Below are 23,689 nucleotides of genomic sequence, written 5' to 3' on the forward strand. Positions count from 1 at the left end.
TTGATGCGTTCGAGCATGGCCATTTTTTCGTGTTGGTCGCGGGCGCTGCCGCCGGTGTCCAGGTTGGCGACGCCGTCCAGGAACGCGCGCAGGTAGGCCAGGTCCTCGGCGTGGCTCCGTCCGGGTAGCGGCGGGAGGGCGGGAGCCGGGGGCTGCGGGGCTGCCGGTGCATCGTTTTCGTCTGGAGGTTCGTCTTCCGAATCCTCTTTATGGTATTCATCGAACATATCTTCATTCTACGCCGCCGGGCCGGCAAAATGAAGGCCCGGGTTGCGATCAATCAGGCATAAAGATCCATGTCATAGGTCTATTTTGGTTATCCACAGAATTGCGCAGGGGGCTTGACGGACGGGCCCGGAATGGGCGTCCAGGCCGCGGAAATTGCTGCTTCGCGGCCCCTGCGCGAGACCGCGAGATAGTGGTTGAATGCCTTCCATCTGCAGGCCGGATCGAGTGCGATTCGGCCGTCGGGACGCAGCGCACGGCAAATCGACCGGAGAAGACGCAGACTCATATGCAGAAGCTCTGAATGGAGCCGAAAGAAGTATTTCCCTCTTCCTAATAACCGTCATAGATTGAAGGCATGGAAAGTCGCTGTGACAGCAGTCACCGGACCATGTGACCGGCGTCCAGCGCAACAACACCCCTCCAGCAGGAGATAGAAGGAGCAACTCGTGAGCACCGAAACCACCGCCAGCGCAGCAGCATCAGGCAATGCAGCCACCGACCGTTTTCGCGAATCAGGCAAGACCTCTTCCCTCGCGGTTGACGTCGAGCGCGTCAACCTGCTGGCCAGCAAGCTGATCAAGGCCGCCAACGACATCATCCTCGAAGAGCGCGTCAGCTACGACGAGTTCAACGCCCTGAAGGCCTGGCTGATCAAGGTCGGTTCCGACGGTGAATGGCCGCTGTTCCTCGATGTCTGGCTGGAGCACTCCGTTGAGGACGTCGCCACCGACCACCGCGAGGGCAACAAGGGCTCCATCGAGGGCCCGTACTACGTGCCCGAGGCTCCGGAGCAGAAGTCCCCGGCCACCATCCAGATGCGCGACGATGAAAAGGGCACTTCGCTGCTCTTCCAGGGCCAGGTCCGAAGCACCGACGGCAGCGCGCTGTCCAATGCGAAGATCGAGCTGTGGCACGCCGACGAGGAGGGCTTCTACTCGCAGTTCGCCCCGAACATCCCGCAGTGGAACCTGCGTGGCACCTTCATTGCCGATGCGGAAGGCAACTTCCAGATCAACACCATGCAGCCGGCTCCGTACCAGATCCCGACCGACGGCGCCTGCGGCCAGCTGATCGCCGCCGCCGGCTGGCACGCCTGGCGTCCGGCCCACCTTCACCTGAAGGTCTCGGCCCCGGGCCACGAGCTGCTCACCGCCCAGCTGTACTTCCCGGGCGACGAGCACAACGACGACGACATCGCGACCGCGGTAAAGCCGGAGCTGCTGCTGGACATCCAGCCGGCCACCGATGGTACCGGCGTGCAAACCACCTACGACTTCGTGCTTGATCCCGTAGCCAAGTAGGTCCTCACCTCCCTCGTCACGGCGGGGCTCTTCGGAACCGTTTCCGGGGGACCCCGCCGTTGTCGTACCCCTTCACTTCTGGGGAGCCGCGAGCGGTGCCGCCACCGGGCGCCACGACATCACCAAGACCACGGTCGCAACCCGGCAACAACATGCGAAAGAGAACCACCAATGACCCAGGAAACCACGTTGAACTCGGTGGATGCGAGTGTGTTGCGCAGCGCGTTTGGCCGGTTCACCACCGGCGTCACCGTGGTCACCACGAAGGGCACCGACGGCATGCCCTACGGCGCCATGGTGACGGCGTTCGCCGCAGTGTCGGTGGACCCGCCACTGGCCCAGATCACGCTGACCCGCAGCTCGAAGACAGCCAAGCACCTCGACGGGTCCTCGTTCGCCATCAACATCCTTTCGGCTGACCAGCTTGAGGTTGCCAGGCACTTCGCCGGCCAGACGATGGGCCGGGAACCGGAATGGGTCCTGAACGGAAACGTCCCGGTGCTGGTGGGCAACGCCGCGACCCTGGAATGCCGGGCCTGGAACCACTACGACGGCGGCGACCACATCATCGTGGTCGGGGAAGTGCGGTCGCTGTCACTGGGCGAGGCTGAGCCGCTGCTCTTCCGCGAGGGCGCCTTCCACCGCATCGGTGAACGCCTCGAGGGCGGAGAAGGTGAAAGCTGGTTCGCCGGCGCCAAGGCCGTCCAGCCGTTTGCGCCCCAACGCCCTTGAACCGCGCCGTCCGGCGGCGCTGAACGATCACCAAATCCAACCATCCATGCACTGCTTGGCCACAAAGGAGCACACCATGTTTGTCCCTACCCGGCGTAAGGCCGCAGGAGAAAACCGCCCCGCGAATATTCTGCGGAGCAGCACCGACACAGTCCAAGGCCTGAACCACTGGGCCTGGACCGGGTGGATGCCCGAAGCCGAGCGCGACCTCTCGCAGCCCGGAATGCAAGCCACCGAACACCGCGTCTCAATGCTTGCCGCCTAGACTTCCGTCCCGAGCTTCACGGACGACCCAGAGGCCCAAGACGGCAATGGAGCTGTCTTGGGCCTTTGCCATGTTTGCCATAGGTCCAGGGAGCACGTCGGCTCAACCGAGCGAACCAAGAAACTCCGACGCGTCTGCCGCCACGCGCTCAGGACATTCCCACAGGACCAGGTGCCCGGCGTCCGGGTAGATCTTCAGCACCGAGCCGGCGATGCGCGACGCCAGCATCCGCTCGTCATCCAACGGCAGCAGGTGGTCGTGCCCGCCCCACAGGAGCAACGTGGGTGCAGCGATGGTCCCCGATTCGGTGGGCGGCACGGCCTCGCACAATCCGTCCAGGATGGCGCGCCACACGTGTGCCGGCATCCTGGTTCCGTCATCCACGCGGTCGTCCATGAACCAGGCGGGCACCTCGTGCAGCAGCGGAAACCAGGCCAACGATTCGCGGACCCACGCCGCACCGACCGGATCCGTGAGCGCCTCGACCTTCTGTGCGAAGGCCGGCCGCGCCCGCAGGCTCAGGGGAGCGCCGACCAGCACCAGGGCCGCGACCCGCTCCGGGTGGTCCACGGCCAGCGCCTGGGCAACATATCCGCCGCTCGAGGAACCCAGGACGAAGGCCCGGCGGACGTCGAGCGCATCGAGGATCGCGGCCACATCCGCGGCCTGTTCCGTCAGCGAATATCCACGCTCCGGCTTGTCGGCATCGCCCTGGCCGCGCAGGTCCGGCGCATGGATCCTGAAGCCGGCCATGAGGGGCACCAGGCGGTCGAAGCTCTCGAAGGACTCGCCCCACGCATGCAGCAACAGCAGCGGTGGCGCATCCGCATCCCCGGCGGTGAAGCAGGGCACCTCGATGCCCGTGGAGAGCTTGAGTTTCCTGATCGCGGATCCCATGCTTTCACGTTACGCCGGTGCTCCCGCCCCTGCCCATGCCTAGACGTCGGACTCCCGGTACCGCGCGGCGAGCTCGGTGCGGGAGGTCACCCCGAGCTTCGCATAGATCCTGGTCAAGTGGTACTGGACCGTCTTGGCGCCGATGAACAGCTCCTCGGCGGCCTTCTTGTTGCTGGCCCCGGCACAGACCAGCGAAGCCACCGCCTTTTCCTGGGAGGTGAGCGTCGACCAGTCCGCGGCGTCGCGGCGCGGGACGCTGATGCCGGTGGCCTGCAGCTCCCGGTTGCACCGCTGGATGTAGATGGTGGCGCCGAGCTGGGTGTAGCCGGCCAACGCCCGGGTGAGCGGTCCGACGGCGTCCCCGCGTTTGCCCGCCCGGCGCAGGGCCTGCCCGTAGGCATACTCGACCTGTGCCCGCAACACCGGCAGGGCAGTTCCCTGCAGCTTGGCCAGCGCCTCGTCGAAGGCGGCCCGCGCTCCGTTGATGTCTCCGCGCGCACCGAGGATCTGTCCGCGCACCACCAGGGCGCGCGCCGTGGTCGAGCGGTGGTTGCGTGCCCGGGCCAGCGCTTCGTACGGTTCCAACAACGTTGCCGCCTCGTCGAGGCGGTCCTTGCGCACCAGTGCATCGAGGTAGAGGTCTTGCCAGGGCCAGAAACCCGGTTCGTCGATACCGCCCGAACGGTCAAACGCCAACAACGGCTCGAGGGCCAGAATGACCTCGTCGTGGTCGGCCCGGGCGCGGGCGGCCGAGGCACGCGCCATGCGGTACGGGACCTGCATCACTTCGTAGCTTCCGGTGCGTGCCCAGGCCTTGGCCAGGTGGGCCTGGGCCTCGTCCTGCTCCCCGCGCATGGAGTGGATCAGTACCGCGGTGTGGTGAAGCAACGGGCGCACCAACTCTATTCCGGAGCGCTCCTGCAGGAGAACGGCTGCACGCACCGTCTCCAGCGCCTGGTCCCAGTCGCCGGAGGCGAACTCGGCCCGGGCCAGCCAAGCCCTGGCCCACAGTGCAATGCGGTGGGAGCCTTCGCTGTAATCGGTCGAGCTGGAGCTGGAAAGTTCGTGGCGGGCCAGTTCGACCTGGTCCCCGGCGACATGCAGCCATCCCAGCGACATCTCGGCGCGCTGGCGCTGGGCACCCGAAGGAAGACTGGACAGAAGCGCTGTCAGCATCTCCTCACCCCTCGGGGCTTGGCCGATCATGCCCAAGCCCAGTCCCTGGATGACCGAGGCCTCCACGGCCAACGTGCTTTCCGGGCTGGCCAGCTCAAGGGTCTTTTCCGCCCACCCCACCAAGCCGGGGCCGTCAATCCGGCAGAGCGCGTCAAGGACCCGGCGTTGGGCCACCGTGGCCATGATCTCGGTCAACCCCGAGTGAGCGGCGCCTATCCAGGCACTGGCCAGCCACAAGTCCGCGGTGTTTGCCAGGCCCTGGAGGATCGCGATGTAGCCCGAAAGCAGGTCGCGCGCCGGGCTGGCGGCCAGGTTGGCCAGCTCGTCCGAGCAGGCCAGCGCGCCGGGCAAATCGCCGGCGGCCACCGTGGCGTCCACGGCACGCAGGAAGAGCGGGTCGCGGTGGGTGCTGTCGGTCGCCAGCCCCGCCGCCCGGTGCAGGGCCACGGCGGCCGAGGCCCACTGCCCCTTTTTCGCCTGCTTTCGGGCGTAGAGCTCCAATTGGTGCGACAGCGCCGGATCCGTGAGCAACGTGGCATCGGCCCGGTGGGCCAGGGCGATTCCTTCGCTCTCGCTCGTTTCGGCAGCGGCCGAATGCAGGGCCAGGCGGCGCGAAAGCGGGATCAGGTGGTAAACGGCGACCTGCGCGATCAGTCCCGGGAACACCAGGGAGAGGTTTCCGCCGGTTCCGGCCACGGCCACCAGCCCTGAGGCCACGCATTCTTCCACCAGCGGGAGCGGGCCCGCGGTTTGGGCCAGGCGAACGACGGCGTCCAGCCGGGCGCCGTGTTCCAGCACCGAGGCGGCCTCGATGAGGGATCTGGCAGCAGGCGAGAGCCCGTCCAGCCGCGCGGCCGTGTCGGCGACCAGCGCACGGGGCACGGGGAACCGGTGGCCGGGTTGGTTCCAGGTTTCCTCGGGATTCTCCCTGACCAGGTCCAGGGCCGTGTGCATGTTTCCGGCGGTGTAGGCGGCCAGCTGGTCGGCCGCGGCCGCGGAAAGCTCGACGCCGAGCCGGGCCACGGAGATTTCCCTCAGGATGGCGCCGCTCGGGGGGTCCAGCTCGATCGTGGTGCTGCCCGGCGCCTCGATGAGTTCGCGGGACCCGGGCGGGAGGAAGACTGCCTCCTCCTGGCGCAGGGTCAGAATCACCAGCACCCGTTCATTGCGCAGCCGCCGCCAGGCGACCAGCATGGCGGCGAGGGATTCGGCGTCCGCCCACTGCAGGTTTTCCACCAGGACGATGCCGGTGCGCTTGCCGACGGCCTGGAGGAAAGCGAGCAGGGCCTCGGGCAACGGATCGGGACTCGCGGTGCCGGAGGCACCCAGCATTTCCTGTAGGGCAGATCCTGCCAGTTCCTTCTCCCAGCGGGCCCCTCCAGAGGTCCAGGAGGCAAGATGCTTGTTGTTTTCCATGAAGCGCCGCACCATGGTGGTCTTCCCGCACCCGGACGGGCCGCGCACGATCAGCAGTTGCGCGGCACACCCCTCGGAGGCTTGCAGCAAGCGAGCCATCAAGGCCAGTGACCGTTGTTGATCCATGGTTCCGCATCTACCAATCTTTCAATGTACACAGGCGGGGCTGCGTGGGCAGCTTTGTCCACGCAGCCCCCATATGTTGCCGGTGTTCCACCCGACCCATGGCTGTTACTTCGAGAGCTCGACCCGTGCCGCGGAGCTCGCCGGCAGCTGCGTCTCGGAGTTGCGCAGCGGAACGCAGGCGGTGACCAATGCACCAACGATAGCAACCGCGGAGAAGACGTAGAAGGCAACGTGGTTTTCCACGCCCGCGGCCATGAGCAGACCGCCGATCAACGGACCGAAGATGCCGCCCAGGCGTCCGAACCCGGCGCACCATGCCACACCGGCACCGCCGGCGGCGGAGTTGTAGTAGTTGGAGACGAACCCGTAGATCAGCACCTGCGTGCCGATGGTTCCCACACCTGCAACCGCCACCAAGGCCAGCAGGAGGCCGAAGGGAAGCTGCAGGGTCAGCACCACCATGGCCAGCGCGGCGAGGAAGAACGTTGTGGAAACCACGCGCTTGGCACCGATGCGGTCGGCGCCCACGGATGCGATCAACCCTCCAAAGACGGCGCCGGCATTGAGCACCAGCAGGAAGGCCAGCGAGTACGACTTGCCATAGCCGAACTGGGACATGATCTGCGGCAGCCAGGTGTTCAGCCCGTAGGTCAGCAGCAGGCCGGCAAAGCTCATCAGGCCCAGCAGCAAGGTGGGCAGCGCGTACTTGCGCGAGGCCAAGGCGCGGAAACCGATCTTGGTTTCCCCGGGTGCGGACACCGGCACGTCAACGGTTGCGGCGGGTTCGGGTTCGGCGATCGGGACGCCGGTGCGGATCGAGACCCGCTGCGCTTCCTCGGTGCGGCCGCGGGCCATGAGCCATTCGGGGGATTCTGGAAGCTTGGCCAATGCCATGGGCAGCAGGAAGAGCAGGGGAGTGGCCCCGATGAGGAAGAGCCCGCGCCAGCCGACGTGGTCAAGGAGAACAATGGCCAGCCGGGACGCCAGGACGCCGCCAACCGGGACGCCCGAATAGACGATGGCGTTGTAGTAGTTGCGCTTGCCCTTGGGGGCGAACTCGGCCACGACCGCGCCGGCGGTGGCCACCAACGCGCCGACGCCGAGCCCGGTGGCGAAACGCAGTGCGCCGAACGCGAAGACGTTCGGGGCCAGGGCGGTCAGGCCCATGAACACGGAGAACCAGATGATGCCGGTGATCATGATCTTCCTCCGGCCCAGGTAGTCCCCGACCGCGCCGGTAGTCAGGGCGCCGACCATGACACCGAACAAGGCCCAGCTGCCCAGCACCCCAGCGGTGGCGGGACCGATTTCCCCGAGCTGGGTGGGATCGTTCAGCAGGGTGGAGACGATGGTTCCGTAGACAACCAGGTCGTATCCGTCGAAGATCAGGGCGATGGCGGCGATTGCCACCACCCAGCGGACGGTGCCTTCTTGCCTTGCGAGGGTGCTTGGTTCCGGTGATTTCACGTTGTGCTCCATTTGTCTCCTGGGCCCGGCGCGCACGGCATTGTGCGGGTGTCAGGGCACGAACAAGTGCCTCAGGGGATTCCCTGGGGTGTGGAAGCCGTGGCCCGGGGAACCCGGACGGCGGGCCGTGGAATTGCTGGGGTGGAAACTCGGTGCGGGTGGATAGCGGTCGCAGGCGGCGGCTTTGCCGCCGCCTGCGACCCGGTCGGGGGTGTGGTAACGGGCTCTAGCCCAAATCCCCGCCTGCCACCGCCAGGGTGCTGCCGGTGATGTAGGAAGCCTCGTCGGAGGCCAGGAACGCGATGGGACCGGCCTGCTCGTCAAGGGTTCCGTAGCGCTTCAACAGGGTCGAATCGACGGTCTGGTCTACGATCTGCTGGTACCAGGCCTGCTCCTGCTCGCCCTCGGGGGAGGGACCGCGCTTCACGAGGCGTTCGGGCGCTTCGGTGCCGCCCGGCGCGGTGGCCACCACGCGGATCCCGTGGGCCGCCCCCTCCATGGCCAGGGCCGAGGTGATGGCCTTGACCCCGCCCTTGGCCCCGGCGTACGGGACGCGGTTGACGCCGCGGGTGGCGACCGAGGAGACGTTCACGATGGTGCCGGACCCGGCCTTGATCATTGCCGGGAACGCGGCGCGGCACATCCACAGGGTGGGGAAGAGCGAACGCTGGATTTCCTTCTGGATTTCCTCGGGCGTGTAGTGCTCGTATGGCTTGGCCCAGATGGTCCCGCCGACGTTGTTGATGAGCACATCGATCCGGCCGTATTCGTTCACCGCGGCAGTGACTGCGGAAATCGCGCCCTCGAAGGCCTCCAGGTCGGCGGTCACGCTCAGCGCGTGCACTCCGTGGGCCCGCAGGCCCTCGGCGACGTCGTGGACCAGCGGGGAGCGGTCCACCAGGACCAGCTCCCCGCCCTCGGCGGCGATCCGCCGGGCCACGGCCCAGCCGATGCCCTGGGCGGCGCCGGTGATGAGCACGACCTTGGAGGCAAAGCGTCCGGCGTGGAAGGACCCGGGCAGTGAAGCCGTGGCGGCCTGGTTCACCGCCGCATTGTCGGCGCTCATTTGCCCGGGGTGCGCGACGCTGCGGCCATGGTGGCCTTGGCGTGCTCGTTGTGGGCGATGATGGCCGTGCGGGCGGCGGGCAGGTCCTGGTTTTCGAAGGCGGCAACGATGGACAGGTGGTCGGCGTCGACGGCGCCGTCGATCCAGTGCTCCTTGCGCAGCACCTTGGCCATGGTCGCGGGGACCTCCAGGCGCTGGTAGGCCTGGAGCAGGTGTTCGTTGCCGACGCAGGTGAACAGGAACTCGTGGAAGGCGCCGTTGGTGATGGTGAATTCCTCGGAGCTGACGAACTTCTCGCCGTCCAGGGTCTTGCCGGCCAGTTGGGCCAGCACCTTGAACTCGACAAGCTGCTCGGGCGTCAGCTTGCCCATGGTCAGTTCGACGATGCCCAGTTCCAGAGCCATGCGCGCGTCGAATTGCGCCTGAAACGTTGCGTGCTCTTCGCCGATCTCGTAGGCGGGCAGGGCTGCCGGGGCCTCTGCGGAAGCAGCTTCCGCCGGAGCCGGAGCTGTTGAAGGTGCCGGTGCTGCTGCGGCGTCGGGGACGACGGCAAGGGCGAACTTCTCGAAGTAGAAGTTCTGCGGCTTGATGCCTTCGGCCTCCAGGTGGCGGCGCACGCCCTCGACCATCGGCGGGGGACCGCAGAGGTAGATGTCGACGTCGCCCTCGACCAGGTGGTGCGGCTCGAAGTGGTTGGTGACGTAGCCCTTCTTTTCCGCGCTGCTGGCAGGATCGCCCACCACGGTGTCGAAAGTGAATCCGTCGATGCGCGCCTTGTAGTCCTCGAGCACGTCGATCTCGACCAGGTCGGTGTCGGTGTTCACGCCGTAGATCAGGTGGACGGGGTGGGAGTTTTGCATGCCGGAGAGCTTTTCCAGGATGGCCAGCAGCGGCGCCAGACCGGTGCCGCCGGCCAACAGCAGCAAGGTGCGCTTGGGGTCGCGCAGGAAGAAGCTGCCCATCGGGCCGGTGAAGTTGAGCTGGTCCCCGACCTGCGCCACATCGCGCATGTAGGTGGACATCAGCCCGCCGTCGGTGATGCGGATCAGGAACGAGAGGGTGGAAACCTCCGGACCGGAGCTGAAGGAGTAGGAGCGGGTCTGGCCGCCGGAGCCGGGAACCTCGATGTTCACGTATTGGCCGGGCAGGAAGTTCAGGTCGTCGCGGTTCTCGATCTCGAGGCTGAAGGCGTAGGTGCTCTCGGAGATGCGGCGGATCTCGGTCAGCGTCGAGGCATAGGTGGTCGCCGCGGTCTTGGCGACGTCCGAGGTGGTGGGGATCTGCAGCACGAGGTCGGACTCGGGGACCATCTGGCAGGGCAGGCAGAAGCCCTTCCCGGCCTCGTCGTCGGTCAGCGCCTCCTCGATGTAGTCTCCGGCGTCGAACGTGCCGGACTCGCAGAAGGCCTTGCAGGTGCCGCACGCGCCGTCACGGCAATCGAGCGGGATGTTGATCCGTGCCTTGTAGGAGGCATCGGCGACGGTTTCGCGGGGTCCGACCTTGATGAACCGGGTAATTCCGTCCTCGAAGGCGAGGGCAACCTGATAGGTCATGAGGGGAGCTCTTTTCAAAATAGTGCAGGGGGGTACAACGGCTGGTACAGGCAGGGGCGGGGCGGGGGGCTTCACTGCCCCCGCACGCCTGCCGGTTTGCCCACCGGGGCGCGGGGAATCAGATGTGGTAGATGTCCACGACGTGGTGGATGTAGTCGTTCTTCAGCACGACCTTCTTGGCCATGATGACCGGCTGGGTGCCGGAGTAATCGATGGTGTAGAAAGATGCGCCGAAGTAGGTGTCGACGTTCTGGTAGCGGTAGTACAGGGTGAACCAGTTGAACCGGATATCGACCCTGTCGCCGTCCACCGAGACGATCTCGACGTTGGAGATGTTGTGCCCGGTGCGCGGCTCCGGAAGGCTCGTGGCCGAGGAGCGGTCGGTCTTGATGCGGAAGACACGGTCTTCCAACCCGCCGCGGTTCGCGTAGAAGATCAGCGAGATCTCGCGCTGCGGGTCCTCGGTGAGCTTGTCGTCGTCGGCCCAGGCCGGCATCCAGAAGGTGGCCTCGGGATGGTAGCAGTCGATCCAGCGGTCGAAGTCGCGGTCGTCCAGGAATCGGGCCTCGCGGTAGAGGAACTGCTTGATGTCCTCGAGCGAGATCGGCCCGGAGCTGGTCTGGACCTCGGTGACGATGGCGTCAGTGGTTGCAGTCAATGTCATGCCCCTTTTCGGTGGTTCCGTTGGTGGTGTTTGCCGCCTCGGCGGCGACGGCCTCGCGCATGGCGGAAAGCCAGTAGCCGTGCTGGATCGGATAGAGGCCCTCGTCCTCGGTGCGGGCGCCGGAGGAAATCGGCTCCAGGCCGATCTTCTTGGCGTTCTCGTCGGCACCGGTGATCTGGTGTGCTTGGCCGCGGGAGAGGTCGTTCCACTTGGCCGCGGTGGCCATGTAGGTTTTCTGGCAGGAACGGAATTCCTCCAGGTCATCCGGGGTGGCCATGCCGGAGGCGTTGAAGAAGTCCTCGTACTGGCGGATGCGGTTGGCGCGGGCCTCGTCGGATTCGCCGACCGGGGCGATGCAGTAGATGGTGACCTCGGTCTTGTCGACGGCGACCGGGCGGAAGACGCGGATCTGCGAGGAGAACTGGTCCATCAGGTACACGTTCGGGTACAGGCAGAGGTTGCGGGAAACACCGATCATCCAGTCGGCCTTGGCCTCGCCGTGGGCGGCAACCAGTTCGTCGCGCTTCTCGGCCAGCGGGCGGTTGGCCGGGTCCAGCCATTCGGTCCACAACAGCAGGTGGCCGTTGTCGAAGGAGTAGTAGCCGCCTTCCTGCTTGTCCCAGCCGCCGGCATCCATGGTCTTGGTGTCGTTGGTGGATTCGCCGGCGCTGCGGCGGGCCTGGGTGGCGGCGTAGTTCCAGTGGGTGGCCGAGACATGGTAGCCGTCGGCACCGTTTTCCGCCTGGAGCTTCCAGTTGCCGTCGTAGGTGTAGGTGGAGGAGCCGCGCAGGACCTCGAGTCCGTCCGGGGACTGGTCCACGATCATGTCCATGATCTTGGTGGATTCGCCGAGGTGCTCGGTCAGCGGCTTGACGTCCGCGTTCAGCGAGCCGAAGAGGAAGCCGCGGTAGGACTCGAAGCGGGCGACCTTGGTCAGGTCGTGCGAGCCGTCCTTGTTGAAGCCCTCCGGGTAGCCGGCGCCGCGGGAGTCCTTGACCTTGAGCAGCTTGCCGGAGTTGTTGAAGGTCCAGCCGTGGAAGGGGCAGGTGAACGTGGTGCGGTTGTCCGTCTTGCGGCGGCAGAGCATGGCCCCGCGGTGGCTGCACGCGTTGATGAGGGCGTTGAGCACGCCTTCCTTGTTGCGCGAGATCACGATCGGCTGGCGGCCGATATTGGTGGTGAAATAATCGCCGATGTTGGGGATCTGGGATTCGTGGGCCAGGTAGATCCAGTTGCCCTCCCAGATGTGCTTCATCTCCAGTTCGAAGATCTCTTCGTCGGTGAAGATGTTCCGGTTGGCGCGGAAGACGCCGGTCTCCGGGCTGTCGACGAGTGCGTCGTCGAGCAGTGTCGAGACTGCATTGAGAGTTTCAGTCATGGGGTGCTCCATCCTTCGTAGGGGCGCTGGCGCCCGGGTCCACCGCTGGGGGTGGCGAAACCATGATCTACACCATGCCAGTACGTGCGCGACCTCACACTGGGCATATGCCTAGGCTTGGCCAAGGGTGCTGCCCATTGGGTGTTTTCCCCTATCAATCAGACTCTTTTGGATATTTGTCGGCCCGCTGTGAGCGACGTAACGTGGGGGCCCAAGGCGGTTTGCGTCCCGGCGTCGGCCATGGCGCCGAGGCCGGCCGGCCGGCTCCCACAACCTGAAAGGCGGCCAACACCGTGCCCGAGAACCATCAAGGTGGAGCCGCGGCCCGCGGCCGAAACGTCCGCCGCCCGGGGCTCTGGGGGGATGCCTCGATCAGTGCGATCTGCGCCGGATTCATCGCCGTGGCGGTTTCCTACGCCGGTCCGATGCTGGTCATCATCCAGGCCGCCGAGCGGGCGGGCCTCGATACGGCGCAGACCACGTCCTGGGTCTGGGCGGTGTCTGTGGGCAGCGGCATCGTGGGCCTGGTGCTGAGCTTTTTCACTCGCCAGCCCGTCGTGGTGGCGTGGTCGGTTCCGGGCTCGGCGCTGTTGCTGACGGTGCTGGGGGACTACGAATTCTCCGAGGCCGTCGGGGCCTACCTGGTGGCCGGGCTGCTGGGCCTGGTGCTCAGTTTGAGTGGGTTGTTCGGCAAATTGTTGGCCGTGGTTCCGCGGCCGATCCTTGCAGCCGTCCTGGCCGGGGTGCTGCTGCCGTTCGTCCTGAACGTCACCCATGCGGTGCTTGCCTCTCCGCTGGTTGCCGGTGGATTGGTGGCGGCATATTTTGCCGGGCGGCGCCTGTTTCCCAAGTACGCGGTGCCCGGCGCCCTGGTTGTTGGCGTGTTGCTGTCGGTGGCGGCCGGCCAGGCGCAGGCCCCGGAGTTGTCGCTGGCGCTGGCCAGTCCGCTTTTCACCGTGCCCACCTTTTCCATCCAGGCCATCATGGGCATTTCCATCCCATTGCTGATCGTGACCATGGCCGGACAGAACGGCCCGGGGCTGGTCATGATGCGCACCAGCGGCTACAAGCCCAACGATCGGCTGCTGCTGACCGGCACCTGTCTGGCCAGTGTGCTCTTTGCGCCGTTCGGGTCCCACGCCATCAACCTCGCAGCCATCACCGCGGGAATCTGCTGCGGGCGCGAGGCCCACGAGGACCCGGCCAAGCGCTATGTCGCCGGGGTCGCCGGTGGCCTGTTCTTCATTGGCTTCGGGTTGTTCAGCGCCACGATCCTTGACCTCCTTGCCGCGGTGCCGGGCGAGCTGATCACTGCCATGGCCGGGGTGGCGCTCTTGGGTGCCCTGCAGGGCTCGATGCTGGACATGCTCGATGCGGGCCCGCACGGACCGGCGGCCATCGAGGCCGCCGTCGTCACCCTGATCGTCACGGCCTCGGGCATCGCGCCGTTCGGCGTCGTGGCCCCGTTTTGGGGAGTGTTGGCAGGTGCTGGGGTGTATCTGGTGCTGACGGCCCTGCGGAATCCGCGCGGCCGGAAAAGTTCGGTGGGGCACGTTCGGGAGCGGCAGGTCCCCGTCCCCGGGCCTCGAGGCTGAGTCGCCGGGCCCGGAACCCCGGGAAGGGAGCCGGGCAGGTTCAGCTGGATTCCGCGTGGTGCGCGGGGTCGGAGGCCAGGTCGTGACGACGCTTGTGGCGCCGGTATTCGTGCCAGGTCAGCACCGTGACCGCGACGTCGAAGATGGTCAGCGCCCACAGTCCGCCGGTGGGTGCCACGACAAGTTCGTATCCCTGGAAAGCGATGAAGGCCAGCAGCATGGCAATCATCCAGGGGTAGGCCCAGAATTGCTTGCGCAGCAGGGCAGTGACCAGCAGGATCTTCACCGCGCCGTGGATCAGCAGGTAGACGGCGGCGAACGTGATCCCCTGGTCGGTCAGCCCGCTGGCTACGTGGAGCAGGTGCGTGGCGATGAAATCCGTGGGGTCCTCGGAGAGCTCCTCGCGGGTCAGCAGCAGCACAAGGTTGTTTAGCGTCCCGGGACTGGCGAAAAGCAGCAGCAGGCCGCCGATGACTTCTGCCAGGCCGTCAAGACCCTTGCCGATGACGCCGATCCAAAACAGGCGTCCCCACCAGTCAAGATTTCTCACGGGCGCTTCTCCTGGATTCCAGGCAACGGGCCGGGGGATGTGGGGGCCAACCCCGCGAGTTTTTCGACCAGCAGCAACCCGGCCCCCGAGCCCGTCCAATGCCTCTCCAATGACTGCCTCCCGGAGGTGCGAACCACCAAGCGAAGCACCAGGGCCACAATCAAGACGTCGTCGGCATATCCGATCACCGGGATGAAATCCGGCACCAGGTCGATCGGGGATGCGAGGTAGGCGAGCAGGAGCAGCAAGGCCAGGCGGGGACGCAGCGGCAATTTCCTGTCCGACACGAGCCTGCCCAGGAAACGGAGCATCTCGGGCAGCAGCCGCAGGACATCGCCCAGCCCGATGGTGCCGGGGTTCTTGCGCGCGTAAAGCCACAAGGACACCAGCGCCACAGCATAGACCAGCAGCAGGCCGCCGCCGATGGCCAGCAGGGGCTCAAGCCAGGGCATCCCCGACTCAACCCCGCCCTAAATCCGTGGTTCCCGGTTCATCCGGGGAGCCGTCGTTGTGCAGTCGTGCATAGACCATGTCGGCATACTCCTCGAGGCGTGCGACGCAGCCCCTGAGGTGTTCCTCGGCCGCGGTGGCCTCGGCCAGTTCAAGCACGTCGCGGCTCTTCAGGTCGCGGTGCCACCGCCGCAGCCGTTCCAGGCTCTGTTCTTCCTCCTCCAGCTCGGCCAAGGTGAACTTTTCGATGCGGATCTCCTTGGCGATCTCGACCTCGAACTTGCCGCAGTCGGCGGAGAATTCCTTCCACTCTTCACGCCGCAGGGAACGGAAGGCATTGGCCACGGATTCTTGCCCGGGTGCACCGGCGGCTGCCGTGGAGAGCACGATGACATCGCCCAATCCCTTGGCTGCCAGGTCCTGGACCTTGGCGAGGGCACCTTGGAAATGCGGGGTGTCGGGCACGGTCCACACCCCCTGGGATACGGGGGCTGCGCCGATGCGACGCAGCTCGCGCCATACGGCAACGCGGTGCCGCGAAGCGGCCCCGGTCAACCGAACGATCAATACCAGCCATGTCATGCTGCAAGGTTAGATGGTTACAGCAAAAAATGTAACAAGTTATACAAAGATGGTTGGTTCTCACGGGCAAGGCACAGCCCGGGGGCCGCGCCGGACGTGGTTTGGCAGGGGGCAAGGCCTGCCAGCCCCAATCAATATGTGCAACTATCTGCGTATGAATGCAGATAACAGGTCTTGTTCGCTGGACACCGACAGCCAGAACGTCGAACTGGCAGTGGAAGTGTTCCGCATGCTCGCGGACGCGACCCGGGTCCGGATCATCCTGGCATTGAGGTCCGGGGAGATGGCGGTCGGCGCGCTGGCCGAGCTGCTGGGCAAGTCCCCGGCCTCGGTTTCCCAGCACCTGGCCAAGATGCGCCTGGCCCGCATGGTCTCGACCAGGCAGGACGGGACCAAGGTGCTTTACCGCCTGGAAAACGAGCATGCGCGCCAATTGGTCGTCGACGCCATCCACCAGGCCGAACACGCCTTGGGAGGCACACCCACCCACCATTCCCGAGGGCAACAGTGAACGCGGCACACGGCCACGATCACGGGCCCGGAGGGCATCACAACCACCCGCACGAACACGAACACGAGCATGGCCACCAGCATCGCTCCGGATTCAGCGGGTGGTTGTCCGAACTGTTCGTCCCGCACACCCACGACCCCGCCGATTCCATCGACGACGCCCTGGAATCCAACGTCCAAGGGATCCGTGCGCTGAAGATCAGCCTGGCCATCTTGCTGGGGACCACCGTCCTGCAATTCACCGTGGTGGGTTTCAGCGGATCGGTGGCACTGCTGGCCGACACCATCCACAACTTCTCCGACGCGCTCACCGCCGTGCCCCTGTGGATCGCCTTCATCCTCGGGCGCCGGGCGGCCACCCGGCGCTACACCTTTGGCTACGGGAGGGCCGAGGACCTGGCCGGACTGTTCATCGTGGTCGTGGTGGCCCTGTCCGCGGTCCTCGCGGCCTGGCAATCGATCGACCGGCTGATCCACCCGCAACCACTGGCGCACCTGGGCTGGGTGCTGGCCGCCGGCGTCGTGGGGTTCATCGGCAACGAGGCCGTGGCCATGTACCGGATCAAGATCGGGCGGAGGATCGGCTCCGCCGCCCTGGTTGCCGACGGGATACACGCCCGCACCGACGGGTTCACCTCCCTGGCCGTCGTGTTGGGCGCCGGCGGTGCGATGCTGGGCTTCCCGCTGGCCGACCCCATCGTGGGCCTGCTCATTTGCGCGGCCATCATCGTCCTGCTGATCGGCACCATCCGCAGCATCGGGCGCAGACTCATGGACGGCATCGAGCCCGACCTGCTGGCCAAGGCAGAGGAAGCCTTCGCGTCCGTTCCCGGAATCGTGGAAACACCGCGGCTCCAGTTGCGCTGGGTCGGCCACCGGCTGCACTGCACGGCCGTGGTCCTGGTCCGGGACGCCGCGCTCTCCGAGGTCGAGGCCACGCTCGGGGAGGCCAGGGCGGCGGTGTCCCGGGCATTGCCCAAGCTCGATGACCTGCTGATCCAGACCGGGACACGGCGCCTGGATGCCTTGGGGGAGGGGGTGGATTCCGGCCTGGTCCGGGAGTCGGGGAGCTGAGCCCCGACGCTGAACCCGACCCGGGGCCGGGCCGGGTTCAGCGTCTCGGAGCCAGCCCGGGGGAGGCTGCGAGCAGCGTGCGCGTGTACGGGTGCGCCGGAGCGGTGAACACCGACTCGGTGGCACCCGATTCCACGACTGCCCCGCCCTGCATCACCAACACCTCGTCGCTCATGTGCCGGATCACCGACAGGTCGTGGGAGATGAACAGGTAGGACAGCCCGAGCCGCCGCTGCAGGTCATCGAGCAAATCCAGCACCTGCGCCTGGATGGAGACATCCAACGCGGAGACCGGCTCGTCGCAAATCAGCACCCGCGGGTTCGGGGCCAGTGCCCGGGCAATGGCCAGGCGCTGGCGTTGCCCGCCCGAGAGCGTTGCCGGGTTCCGCCCGGCCAGTTCCGCCGCCAGGCCCACCAGCGCGAGCAGCTCGTGGATCCGTGCCAAGTGCTTGCGCGGGTTGCGGGTGGCCCCGAAGCTCAGCGCGTCGGCCAGCAGGGAGCCGGCGGACAGGCGCGGGTCAAAGGAGGACAGCGGGTCCTGGTAGATGGCACCGAGCGCGGAGCGGCGGGTGCGCCGGGCGGCCTCGGGCACCTGGCTCCAGGGCTCGCCAAAGAGTTCCACTGTGCCGGCGTCCGGGGCCAGCAGCCCCAGGGCCATGCGGGCCGTGGTGGTCTTGCCCGACCCCGATTCGCCCACCACCCCCAGGGTTCGGCCGGCGTGCAGCTCGAAGCCCACGTCCTTCACGGCCGCGAAGTCGGGGCCCCCGGGGACCGTGAAGCTCTTGGACAGCGCGCGGGCGCGGAGCACAGGCCGGCAGCCGGCCTGTGCTTGGCTTCCTTGCGGCGGGTCAGGCCGCGGTGTGGAAGCCGTCGAGGAAGCGGGGGAGAGCGGTGCGAAGCGGGGCTTGCCGGCGGGAACCGCTGCCAGCAGCGCGCGCGTGTACGGGTGTTGCGGGTCGCCCAGGATCCGTTCCGCGGGCCCGGATTCGACAATCCGCCCGCCCTGCATCACCGCGATCGAATCGGCGACCTTGGCCACCGCGGCCAGGTCGTGGCTGATCAGCAGCATGCCTGATCCGGCGGCGCGCAGCTCGCCGAGCAGGTCCATGACCTGCGCGGCAATCGTCGCATCCAGCGCCGTGGTCGGTTCGTCGGCAATGACCAAGGCCGGGTCCAGCGCGATGGCGGAGGCAATCAGGGCGCGCTGGCGCATGCCGCCGGACAACTCGCCCGAGCGCTGCCCGGCACGGCGCACCGGGTCATCCAGCCCCACCGATTCCAGCAACCGGACAACCCGGGCCGCCCGCGCGGCCCCGGAGCCGGAGCCATGCAAACGCAGCGCATCGTCGATTTCCTTGCCGATCTTGCGCAGGGGATCGAGCGAGGTGAGCGCGTCCTGCAGGATGAACCCCACCCGTTTGCCGCGGATGGAGCGCCAGGCACGCTGCGAAACGCCCCGGGCATCGACGCCTGCCACCTCCAGCGCGTTGGCGCGCACGGCGGATCCCGGCCCGGCCAAACCGATCAGCGATCGTGCCGTCACCGACTTTCCGGAGCCGGATTCACCGACCAGCGCCAGGCATTCACCGGGGTTGACGGTGAATGAAACGTCCAAGACAACCGGGGTTTCGCCGAAGGAGACGTCGAGGTTTTCGACGCGCAGGATCGGTGCTGCCGCATTCATCGGGCACCTGCGGTCTTCAGCGCACGGGACAGCACGGTGGAGGCCGCGGCCACCAGCACGATGGCCAGGCCGGGGAAGAAGGTCATCCACCAAGCCAGAGCCAGGTAGGTGCGCCCGGCCGAGAGCATGGCCCCCCATTCGGGAGCCGGGGGCGGGGCGCCAAGGCCCAGGAAGCTCAGCGACGCGGCCCAGACCACGGCCTGCCCCAGCCCCAGGGTGCCCAGCACCGCGATCGGCGCCAGCGCGTTGGGCAGGATGTGCGTGGCCAGGATCCGGGTGCGGGAGCGGCCCAGCACCGTGGCTGCCTCGACCATGGGGGAGGTGCGCAGCGCGATGATCTGCGCGCGGATCATCCGCGCGTACCCCGGTGCGGTGGTCAGCCCGACGGCAACCACCGTGGTGCCGACCCCGGGCCCGGCCAGTGCAATGAACACCAGCGCCAGCAGCAGCCCCGGCAGCGCGAAGAGCACCTCCAGGATGCGGCCCACCCCGAAGTCCAGCCACTTGCCGCCGAAGCCGGCAATCGTGCCCAGCAGCAGGGCCAGTCCCAGCCCGATCGCGGTGGCCGCGGCGCCGATCAGCAGCGAGGGCCGCGAGCCGTGGATGATCCGGGAATAGATGTCACGCCCGGACTCGTCGGTGCCCAGCAGGTGGGCTGACCCGGGTGGCGAGAACGCGGCGGCGGGGTTGATGGCCAACGGGTCAAAGGGTGCCAGGGCATTCGGGACAAGCGCCGCGAGCACGAAGAAGGCCAGTGCGGCGGCGGAAAGAAGCAACGGCAGGCGGACGGCCAGTGCCTTTGGTCCCCAGGTGCCTGGAGCCGGTCGATTCGCGGTGCGCTGGGCCAGCACCGGTTCGCCAGGGCTCAAGACCGGCCTCTTGTTGCTCATGATCCGGCCATCCGCGGGTCGGCCAGGCGCTCGGCAATGTCGGAGAAGGCCATGATCACCACGTAGGCGGCGGCCGAAAGCAGGGCCACGCCGGTGACCATCGGGATGTCGCGCGCGGTGACGGCCGAAAGCAGCGAACGGCCCAGGCCCGGCCGGGCGAAAATGGATTCCACGACCACCGCTCCGGAGAGCAGCGAGCCGAACGCCCAGCCGGAGAGGGCGATGCCCGGCAGCGCCGCGTGGCGGAGGGAATGGCGCAGCAGCACCCCGGTCTCCGATTCCCCGCGTGCCCGGGCAGAGAGGGCAAAGGGGGAGCGGTGTGCCGCTTCCAGGGTGTCGCGCATGACCTGGCCGAGGAACCCTGCCAGCGGCAGGGCCAGGGTGGCCACCGGCAGCACCAGTCCGGCGGGCGCATTGGTGCTCACCGGCGGCAGCCAGCCCAGCGCCGTGGCGAAGAGCATGATCAGCACGCTGGCGAGCCAGAAGTGCGGGACCGCGGCCGAGACGATCTCCAGGCCCGAGGCCAATGCGGACCCCAGGGCCCCGCTGCGCGTGGAGAGAACCGCGACGACCAGCGCCAGCGCCCAGGCCACGAGCAGGGCCAAGACGGCCAGGACCAGGGTGGGCGGGACCAGCTCCCCCAGGACCTCGGACACCGGGGTCTTCAGCGAGTAGGAGGTCCCCAGGTCCCCGGTGGCCAGGCGCCACAACTGGCTGAAATATTGCACGTACAGCGGCGCATCCAGCCCGTAGTCGGCGCGGGCCTGGGCCAGCGCCTCGGCCGAGGCCTGCGAGCCGGGCCCGCCCATGATCGCCTCGGCCGGGTCGCCCGGAATCATCCGGATGCCAAAGAAGATCGCGGTGGCCACTGCCCACAACACGAACAGCCCTCCACCGATCTTGCCCAGCGCCCAGCGGGCGGCCGCCCCGGCAACCCGGGGCGACCGCCCGCCGGCAAGGATGGGCTGGCTCATCTTTGGAATGTGTTTTTCGGCGTTCGGCTACTTGGCCAGCCAGGTGTCAAAGAACGTCGGGGTTGCCACCGCGGTGGTCGCGCCCACGTTCCTCAGCTTCTCCGAGTACAGGAAGTGGTTCTGCTGGTCATAGAGCGGCAGCAGGTAGTGCCCCTCGAGCACCAGCTTCTGTGCCTGTGCGTACTTTTCCTTGCGCTCCGCCTCATCCGCGGTGGAGCCCGCGGAGTCCAGCAGCTCATCGAGCGCCGGGTCCTTGACCTGGGAGAGGTTGGCGAAGTAGCCCGAGGGCGCCGGGATCGTGGAATCCGAGTGGAAGAGGATGCTCAGCACGCTCGGTCCGACCTTGGTGTAGGGGGCGGAGACCAGGTTGTAGTCGTTCGTGAACAGTTCGCCGTACCAGCTGGAGAGATCCAGCAGGTTGATCTTGATCTCGATGCCCGATTCCTTGGCCGTGGCCTGCAGCTGCTCAAAGAGCGACTGCTCGGCGGGGATCGATTGGCTGGTGCTCACCGGGAAGGCCAGTGACAGGCGCTTGGAGTCCTTGGTCCGGTAGCCCTCGGAGTCGCGCTCGGTCCAGCCGGCCGAATCCAGCAGCTCCCCGGCCTTGGCCGGGTCGTAGGCAAAGAGCGTCTCGGCGGAATAGGCAAGGGGCTCGACGCTGGAGAGCGGCGAGTAGGAGCGCGGCGCGGTGCCGAAGAAGAGCGAGTCGATGCCGGCATCCACGTTCACCGCGTGGATGAAGGCCTCTCGGACCTTGGAATCGTTGAAGGGGGCCTTGGAGGAGTTCAGCTCAATGCGGTTCGAGGCCCCGGGGCGGGGGGCATCCAGGTGCTTGATGCCCTGGCTCTTGGCCGCTGCTGCAATGGAGTCCGGCTGTGCGTTGTCGATGATCTGCACCTCACCGGCCTGCAATGCGGCGTAGCGGGTGGCAGCCTCGGGGATGAAACGCCAGGTGATGCCCTCCAGGTAGGCTGCGCCCTCGTGGCCCGGCGTGGCGACGGGCTGCACGTGGTCTTCGTTGCGCACCAGGTTCACCGCGTCCTGCTTCTTCCAGGATTCGACCTTGAACGGGCCGGTGCCCACGGGGGCCGCGCAATTTTCTTCCTGGCTGCGCTTCAGCGCCGTGGGGGATTCGATGGCGACCCACGGCATGGAGAAGGACTCCAGCAGCGAGTTGTCCGGGCTCTTGAGCTTCAGTTCGAGGGTGGCCGCGTCGAGCGCCTTCATGGAATCGATCTTGCCCAATGCCAGGTATCCGGTGGAGGAGGCGGTCTTGGGATCGAGCAGGTGCTCGAAGTTCGCTTTCACGGCGGCGGCGTCCAACGCGGTGCCGTCGGTGAACTTGATGCCCTTGCGGATCTTCACGGTGCGGGTCAGCCCGTCCTGCGAGACGGTGGAGTCCTCGGCAAGCCACGGGACCAGGTTGCCCTTGGCGTCCTTGGTGTAGAGGGTCTCCAGGTACTGCGAGGAGACCAGGGCCTGCGGGTAGTTGCCGCCCACATGCGGGTCAAGGCAGCTGGGCTCGGCGTCTCCCGACGCGTAGACCAGGGTGCCGCCGGCGGTTGGGGTTCCGGCGTCGTTGCCGGACTCAGGAGCAGTGGTGGCCGGGGCGCAGCCGGCAAGCACGAGGGCTGCGGCGAGGCCGAAGGCGGCCGGGAACAGGCGACGGGCCAAGGGACGAACGTTATTCATGAAGCTGCTTCCTGCAAACCAATGACGATGAAGTGAAGTGGGGTCGTGCGCCCTTCGCCTGCCCGCGGGGGATGCTGGCGGTGGGCACCGCCCTCAACCTTAGTCCGCGCCTTGCACCCGGTCAGGGGTCTGTGGGGCAGGTCATAGTACAGCAGCCCGGGCTCCCGCCATGGAGGTTCAGCGGCAAGCGGGTGCGGCGGAGAGTGCTATTCCGATCCCCACCGCACCCGATGTGCGATTGGCGCCTACGCGCTGGCCACCGTGAAGCGGCGGTGCAGGTGCTTCGGGACCTCGAGTTCATCGAGTGCTGCCACGGCGAAATCGCCGGTGGTCACGTGGTCCCCGGCCGGGGAGTCGTTGCCGAGCGCCAGGTTGCCGGTGGGCTCGCCCGGGGCAATCACCGGGGCCGGAGCCAGCATGGTCCAGTCCAGGCCGGAGGCCGAGGTGTAGAAGTCCAGGATTTCGCCCATGGTGCGGGCCTCCGGCTTGTATTCCTCCGGGAAGCCGGGAGTGTCAAGAAGCCGCACACCGTCGACCTCGGTGGCGCCGGCTCCGCCGACGACGAAGACGCGGGCAGGGACCAGGGTCTCGGAGATCTCTTCGTGGGCGTCGATGAACGGCTGGTGGGATTCACCGGTGCGCGACGGCGGGATCGAGAAGACGACGACGTCGTTTTCCTTGGCCAGTGCGCGGTAGGCCGCCGTGTCGCCGAGCTCGGCGATGGTTGCGGAGACGGCTCCGGGGACTTCGCGCCCGCTGCGGGACACCGCGGTGACCTCGTGGCCACGCTTGGCTGCCTCGGCAACGATCTGGCCGCCGACCATTCCAGTGGCTCCGTAAACGGCAATCTTCATGGGTGGTTCCTTGATCTCTAGGGTGGAGGGCGGGGTGCCCCTGCCGTGACATTGCCTCAATGGTATCCAATTGATATCGAGTACCTCAACGTAATATGGTTACCTCGTGGATACCAATGGTGCGGCTTTCGATGTCATGAGCCCCGGCTGCCCCTCGCGCCTGATCCTGCAACGCATGGGTGACAAATGGACGCCGCTGGTGTTCCTGGCCCTGGAATCCGGACCCCGCCGCTTCTCGCAGCTGAGGGCCGACATCGGTGGTGTTACTCCCAAGGTTCTCACCCAAACACTTCGCCAGCTAGAACGTGACGGCTTGTTGACCCGGACCATCTACCCCGAGATCCCGCCCCGGGTGGAATATGCACTCACCAGGCTCGGCGGCACCCTGCTCGGTCCCCTGGAAGTCATGCGTGAATGGTCGCAAGTCCATGCGGCATCCATCCTCCGGGCACGGAGCGACTACGACGAACTCCACAATGCCTAGCCGACGACAGAAGATTTTCGCCCCGAGGGCAATCCGTTTGCACCGTGGTTCCGAATACCTGGTGTTAGCAACGCAGATGCG

23 protein-coding genes are annotated in these 23,689 nt (G+C 66.9%); 7 read left to right on the forward strand and 16 right to left on the reverse strand.

The genetic code is table 11. The annotated features are described in order from the left end of the window. Nucleotides 1-227: hypothetical protein (locus tag DQ353_RS19455; protein ID WP_181578516.1), on the reverse strand; the 227-nt coding region annotated here is incomplete at its 3' end. A gap of 447 nt (nucleotides 228-674) precedes the next feature. On the opposite strand from DQ353_RS19455, the gene catA reads away from it, so the two are divergent. The 3 genes from catA (at nucleotide 675) to DQ353_RS19470 (ending at nucleotide 2,526) form a co-directional block, all read left to right on the forward strand. Beyond that, nucleotides 675-1,529 carry a catechol 1,2-dioxygenase gene (gene catA / locus DQ353_RS19460; RefSeq protein ID WP_113764838.1) on the forward strand — a complete coding sequence of 285 codons (855 nt, stop codon included), beginning with the start codon at nucleotides 675-677 and terminating at the stop codon, nucleotides 1,527-1,529. A gap of 171 nt (nucleotides 1,530-1,700) precedes the next feature. Then, on the forward strand, nucleotides 1,701-2,261 hold the full coding sequence (locus DQ353_RS19465) for a flavin reductase family protein (RefSeq protein ID WP_113764839.1): 561 nt from the start codon (nucleotides 1,701-1,703) through the stop codon (nucleotides 2,259-2,261). Between the two features lie 76 nt (nucleotides 2,262-2,337). Next, entirely contained in the window at nucleotides 2,338-2,526 is a 189-nt protein-coding gene (locus DQ353_RS19470; RefSeq protein ID WP_113764840.1) for a hypothetical protein, read from the forward strand. A gap of 102 nt (nucleotides 2,527-2,628) precedes the next feature. Here the strand turns inward: DQ353_RS19470 and DQ353_RS19475 are convergent, their stop codons facing one another. The 7 genes from DQ353_RS19475 to benA all read right to left on the reverse strand — a co-directional run bounded on the left by DQ353_RS19475 (nucleotide 2,629) and on the right by benA (nucleotide 12,269). Then, nucleotides 2,629-3,423 (reverse strand): alpha/beta fold hydrolase, encoded by a 795-nt coding sequence (locus DQ353_RS19475; protein WP_113764841.1) that lies wholly within the window; start codon nucleotides 3,421-3,423, stop codon nucleotides 2,629-2,631. 39 nt (nucleotides 3,424-3,462) lie between these two features. After that, nucleotides 3,463-6,114 carry a helix-turn-helix transcriptional regulator gene (locus tag DQ353_RS19480; RefSeq protein WP_220094072.1) on the reverse strand — a complete coding sequence of 884 codons (2,652 nt, stop codon included), beginning with the start codon at nucleotides 6,112-6,114 and terminating at the stop codon, nucleotides 3,463-3,465. 132 nt (nucleotides 6,115-6,246) lie between these two features. After that, complete coding sequence (locus tag DQ353_RS19485) at nucleotides 6,247-7,608, reverse strand: MFS transporter (RefSeq protein WP_286166929.1); 1,362 nt, start codon at nucleotides 7,606-7,608, stop codon at nucleotides 6,247-6,249. Nucleotides 7,609-7,834: 226 nt separating this feature from the next. Beyond that, the gene (locus DQ353_RS19490) at nucleotides 7,835-8,674 is read right to left on the reverse strand and encodes a 1,6-dihydroxycyclohexa-2,4-diene-1-carboxylate dehydrogenase (RefSeq protein WP_113764844.1); all 840 of its coding nucleotides are present in this window, start codon (nucleotides 8,672-8,674) and stop codon (nucleotides 7,835-7,837) included. Then, a complete protein-coding gene (gene benC / locus DQ353_RS19495) occupies nucleotides 8,671-10,227 on the reverse strand; it encodes a benzoate 1,2-dioxygenase electron transfer component BenC (protein ID WP_113764845.1) in 1,557 nt (518 codons plus the stop codon). The genes DQ353_RS19490 and benC overlap by 4 nt, the downstream gene beginning before the upstream one ends. 118 nt (nucleotides 10,228-10,345) lie before the next feature. Next, entirely contained in the window at nucleotides 10,346-10,891 is a 546-nt protein-coding gene (gene benB, locus DQ353_RS19500; RefSeq protein ID WP_113764846.1) for a benzoate 1,2-dioxygenase small subunit, read from the reverse strand. After that, nucleotides 10,869-12,269: a benzoate 1,2-dioxygenase large subunit gene (gene benA, locus DQ353_RS19505; RefSeq protein ID WP_113764847.1), complete on the reverse strand. Its 1,401-nt coding sequence runs from the start codon at nucleotides 12,267-12,269 to the stop codon at nucleotides 10,869-10,871. The genes benB and benA overlap by 23 nt, the downstream gene beginning before the upstream one ends. Before the next feature lie 293 nt (nucleotides 12,270-12,562). Between benA and DQ353_RS19510 the strand changes: the two genes are divergently transcribed. Further along, nucleotides 12,563-13,864 carry a benzoate/H(+) symporter BenE family transporter gene (locus tag DQ353_RS19510; RefSeq protein WP_113764848.1) on the forward strand — a complete coding sequence of 434 codons (1,302 nt, stop codon included), beginning with the start codon at nucleotides 12,563-12,565 and terminating at the stop codon, nucleotides 13,862-13,864. A 40-nt stretch (nucleotides 13,865-13,904) separates the two neighbouring features. Here the strand turns inward: DQ353_RS19510 and DQ353_RS19515 are convergent, their stop codons facing one another. From DQ353_RS19515 to DQ353_RS19525, 3 genes are read right to left on the reverse strand one after another with little or no spacing between them, the layout of a single operon-like run. After that, complete coding sequence (locus tag DQ353_RS19515) at nucleotides 13,905-14,414, reverse strand: DUF2127 domain-containing protein (protein ID WP_181578517.1); 510 nt, start codon at nucleotides 14,412-14,414, stop codon at nucleotides 13,905-13,907. Continuing rightward, nucleotides 14,411-14,866, reverse strand: a complete 456-nt coding sequence (locus DQ353_RS19520) for a YkvA family protein (protein ID WP_113764849.1) — start codon at nucleotides 14,864-14,866, stop codon at nucleotides 14,411-14,413. The genes DQ353_RS19515 and DQ353_RS19520 overlap by 4 nt, the downstream gene beginning before the upstream one ends. A 7-nt stretch (nucleotides 14,867-14,873) precedes the next feature. Next, nucleotides 14,874-15,446, reverse strand: a complete 573-nt coding sequence (locus DQ353_RS19525; RefSeq protein ID WP_113764850.1) for a Chromate resistance protein ChrB — start codon at nucleotides 15,444-15,446, stop codon at nucleotides 14,874-14,876. A gap of 154 nt (nucleotides 15,447-15,600) precedes the next feature. Between DQ353_RS19525 and DQ353_RS19530 the strand changes: the two genes are divergently transcribed. Next, nucleotides 15,601-15,957, forward strand: a complete 357-nt coding sequence (locus tag DQ353_RS19530) for an ArsR/SmtB family transcription factor (protein ID WP_113764851.1) — start codon at nucleotides 15,601-15,603, stop codon at nucleotides 15,955-15,957. A 113-nt stretch (nucleotides 15,958-16,070) separates the two neighbouring features. Then, complete coding sequence (locus DQ353_RS19535) at nucleotides 16,071-17,030, forward strand: cation diffusion facilitator family transporter (RefSeq protein ID WP_502696415.1); 960 nt, start codon at nucleotides 16,071-16,073, stop codon at nucleotides 17,028-17,030. A 37-nt stretch (nucleotides 17,031-17,067) separates the two neighbouring features. Here the strand turns inward: DQ353_RS19535 and DQ353_RS19540 are convergent, their stop codons facing one another. The 5 genes from DQ353_RS19540 to DQ353_RS19560 form a co-directional block, all read right to left on the reverse strand. Then, nucleotides 17,068-18,714, reverse strand: coding sequence for a dipeptide ABC transporter ATP-binding protein (locus DQ353_RS19540; RefSeq protein WP_113764853.1), 1,647 nt, complete (start codon nucleotides 18,712-18,714; stop codon nucleotides 17,068-17,070). Then, nucleotides 18,711-19,604 carry an ABC transporter permease gene (locus DQ353_RS19545; protein WP_113764854.1) on the reverse strand — a complete coding sequence of 298 codons (894 nt, stop codon included), beginning with the start codon at nucleotides 19,602-19,604 and terminating at the stop codon, nucleotides 18,711-18,713. The genes DQ353_RS19540 and DQ353_RS19545 overlap by 4 nt, the downstream gene beginning before the upstream one ends. Beyond that, a complete protein-coding gene (locus DQ353_RS19550; protein WP_113764855.1) occupies nucleotides 19,601-20,578 on the reverse strand; it encodes an ABC transporter permease in 978 nt (325 codons plus the stop codon). Before DQ353_RS19550 ends, DQ353_RS19545 begins: the two co-directional genes overlap by 4 nt. A gap of 27 nt (nucleotides 20,579-20,605) precedes the next feature. Next, nucleotides 20,606-22,270 carry an ABC transporter substrate-binding protein gene (locus DQ353_RS19555; RefSeq protein WP_113764856.1) on the reverse strand — a complete coding sequence of 555 codons (1,665 nt, stop codon included), beginning with the start codon at nucleotides 22,268-22,270 and terminating at the stop codon, nucleotides 20,606-20,608. A 245-nt stretch (nucleotides 22,271-22,515) separates the two neighbouring features. Next, on the reverse strand, nucleotides 22,516-23,124 hold the full coding sequence (locus DQ353_RS19560) for an NAD(P)-dependent oxidoreductase (RefSeq protein ID WP_113764857.1): 609 nt from the start codon (nucleotides 23,122-23,124) through the stop codon (nucleotides 22,516-22,518). Between the two features lie 106 nt (nucleotides 23,125-23,230). Here DQ353_RS19560 and DQ353_RS19565 point away from each other — a divergent pair, with 106 nt between their 5' ends. After that, nucleotides 23,231-23,608, forward strand: a complete 378-nt coding sequence (locus DQ353_RS19565; RefSeq protein ID WP_286166930.1) for a winged helix-turn-helix transcriptional regulator — start codon at nucleotides 23,231-23,233, stop codon at nucleotides 23,606-23,608. Nucleotides 23,609-23,689 lie beyond the last annotated feature (81 nt).

It is taken from the genome of Arthrobacter sp. AQ5-05 (assembly GCF_003287975.1).
Lineage (GTDB): Bacteria > Actinomycetota > Actinomycetes > Actinomycetales > Micrococcaceae > Paeniglutamicibacter.

Coding starts and splice junctions, on each gene's coding strand:
- benC (WP_113764845.1), bottom strand. CDS start 10,227: ATGACCTATCAGGTTGCCCTCGCCTTCGAGGACGGAATTACCCGGTTC.
- DQ353_RS19520 (WP_113764849.1), bottom strand. CDS start 14,866: ATGCCCTGGCTTGAGCCCCTGCTGGCCATCGGCGGCGGCCTGCTGCTG.
- DQ353_RS19540 (WP_113764853.1), bottom strand. CDS start 18,714: ATGAATGCGGCAGCACCGATCCTGCGCGTCGAAAACCTCGACGTCTCC.
- DQ353_RS19470 (WP_113764840.1), top strand. CDS start 2,338: ATGTTTGTCCCTACCCGGCGTAAGGCCGCAGGAGAAAACCGCCCCGCG.
- benB (WP_113764846.1), bottom strand. CDS start 10,891: ATGACATTGACTGCAACCACTGACGCCATCGTCACCGAGGTCCAGACC.
- DQ353_RS19475 (WP_113764841.1), bottom strand. CDS start 3,423: ATGGGATCCGCGATCAGGAAACTCAAGCTCTCCACGGGCATCGAGGTG.
- DQ353_RS19465 (WP_113764839.1), top strand. CDS start 1,701: ATGACCCAGGAAACCACGTTGAACTCGGTGGATGCGAGTGTGTTGCGC.
- DQ353_RS19480 (WP_220094072.1), bottom strand. CDS start 6,114: ATGGCTCGCTTGCTGCAAGCCTCCGAGGGGTGTGCCGCGCAACTGCTG.
- DQ353_RS19560 (WP_113764857.1), bottom strand. CDS start 23,124: ATGAAGATTGCCGTTTACGGAGCCACTGGAATGGTCGGCGGCCAGATC.
- DQ353_RS19550 (WP_113764855.1), bottom strand. CDS start 20,578: ATGAGCCAGCCCATCCTTGCCGGCGGGCGGTCGCCCCGGGTTGCCGGG.
- DQ353_RS19545 (WP_113764854.1), bottom strand. CDS start 19,604: ATGAGCAACAAGAGGCCGGTCTTGAGCCCTGGCGAACCGGTGCTGGCC.
- DQ353_RS19555 (WP_113764856.1), bottom strand. CDS start 22,270: ATGAATAACGTTCGTCCCTTGGCCCGTCGCCTGTTCCCGGCCGCCTTC.
- DQ353_RS19490 (WP_113764844.1), bottom strand. CDS start 8,674: ATGAGCGCCGACAATGCGGCGGTGAACCAGGCCGCCACGGCTTCACTG.
- DQ353_RS19530 (WP_113764851.1), top strand. CDS start 15,601: ATGAATGCAGATAACAGGTCTTGTTCGCTGGACACCGACAGCCAGAAC.
- benA (WP_113764847.1), bottom strand. CDS start 12,269: ATGACTGAAACTCTCAATGCAGTCTCGACACTGCTCGACGACGCACTC.
- DQ353_RS19525 (WP_113764850.1), bottom strand. CDS start 15,446: ATGACATGGCTGGTATTGATCGTTCGGTTGACCGGGGCCGCTTCGCGG.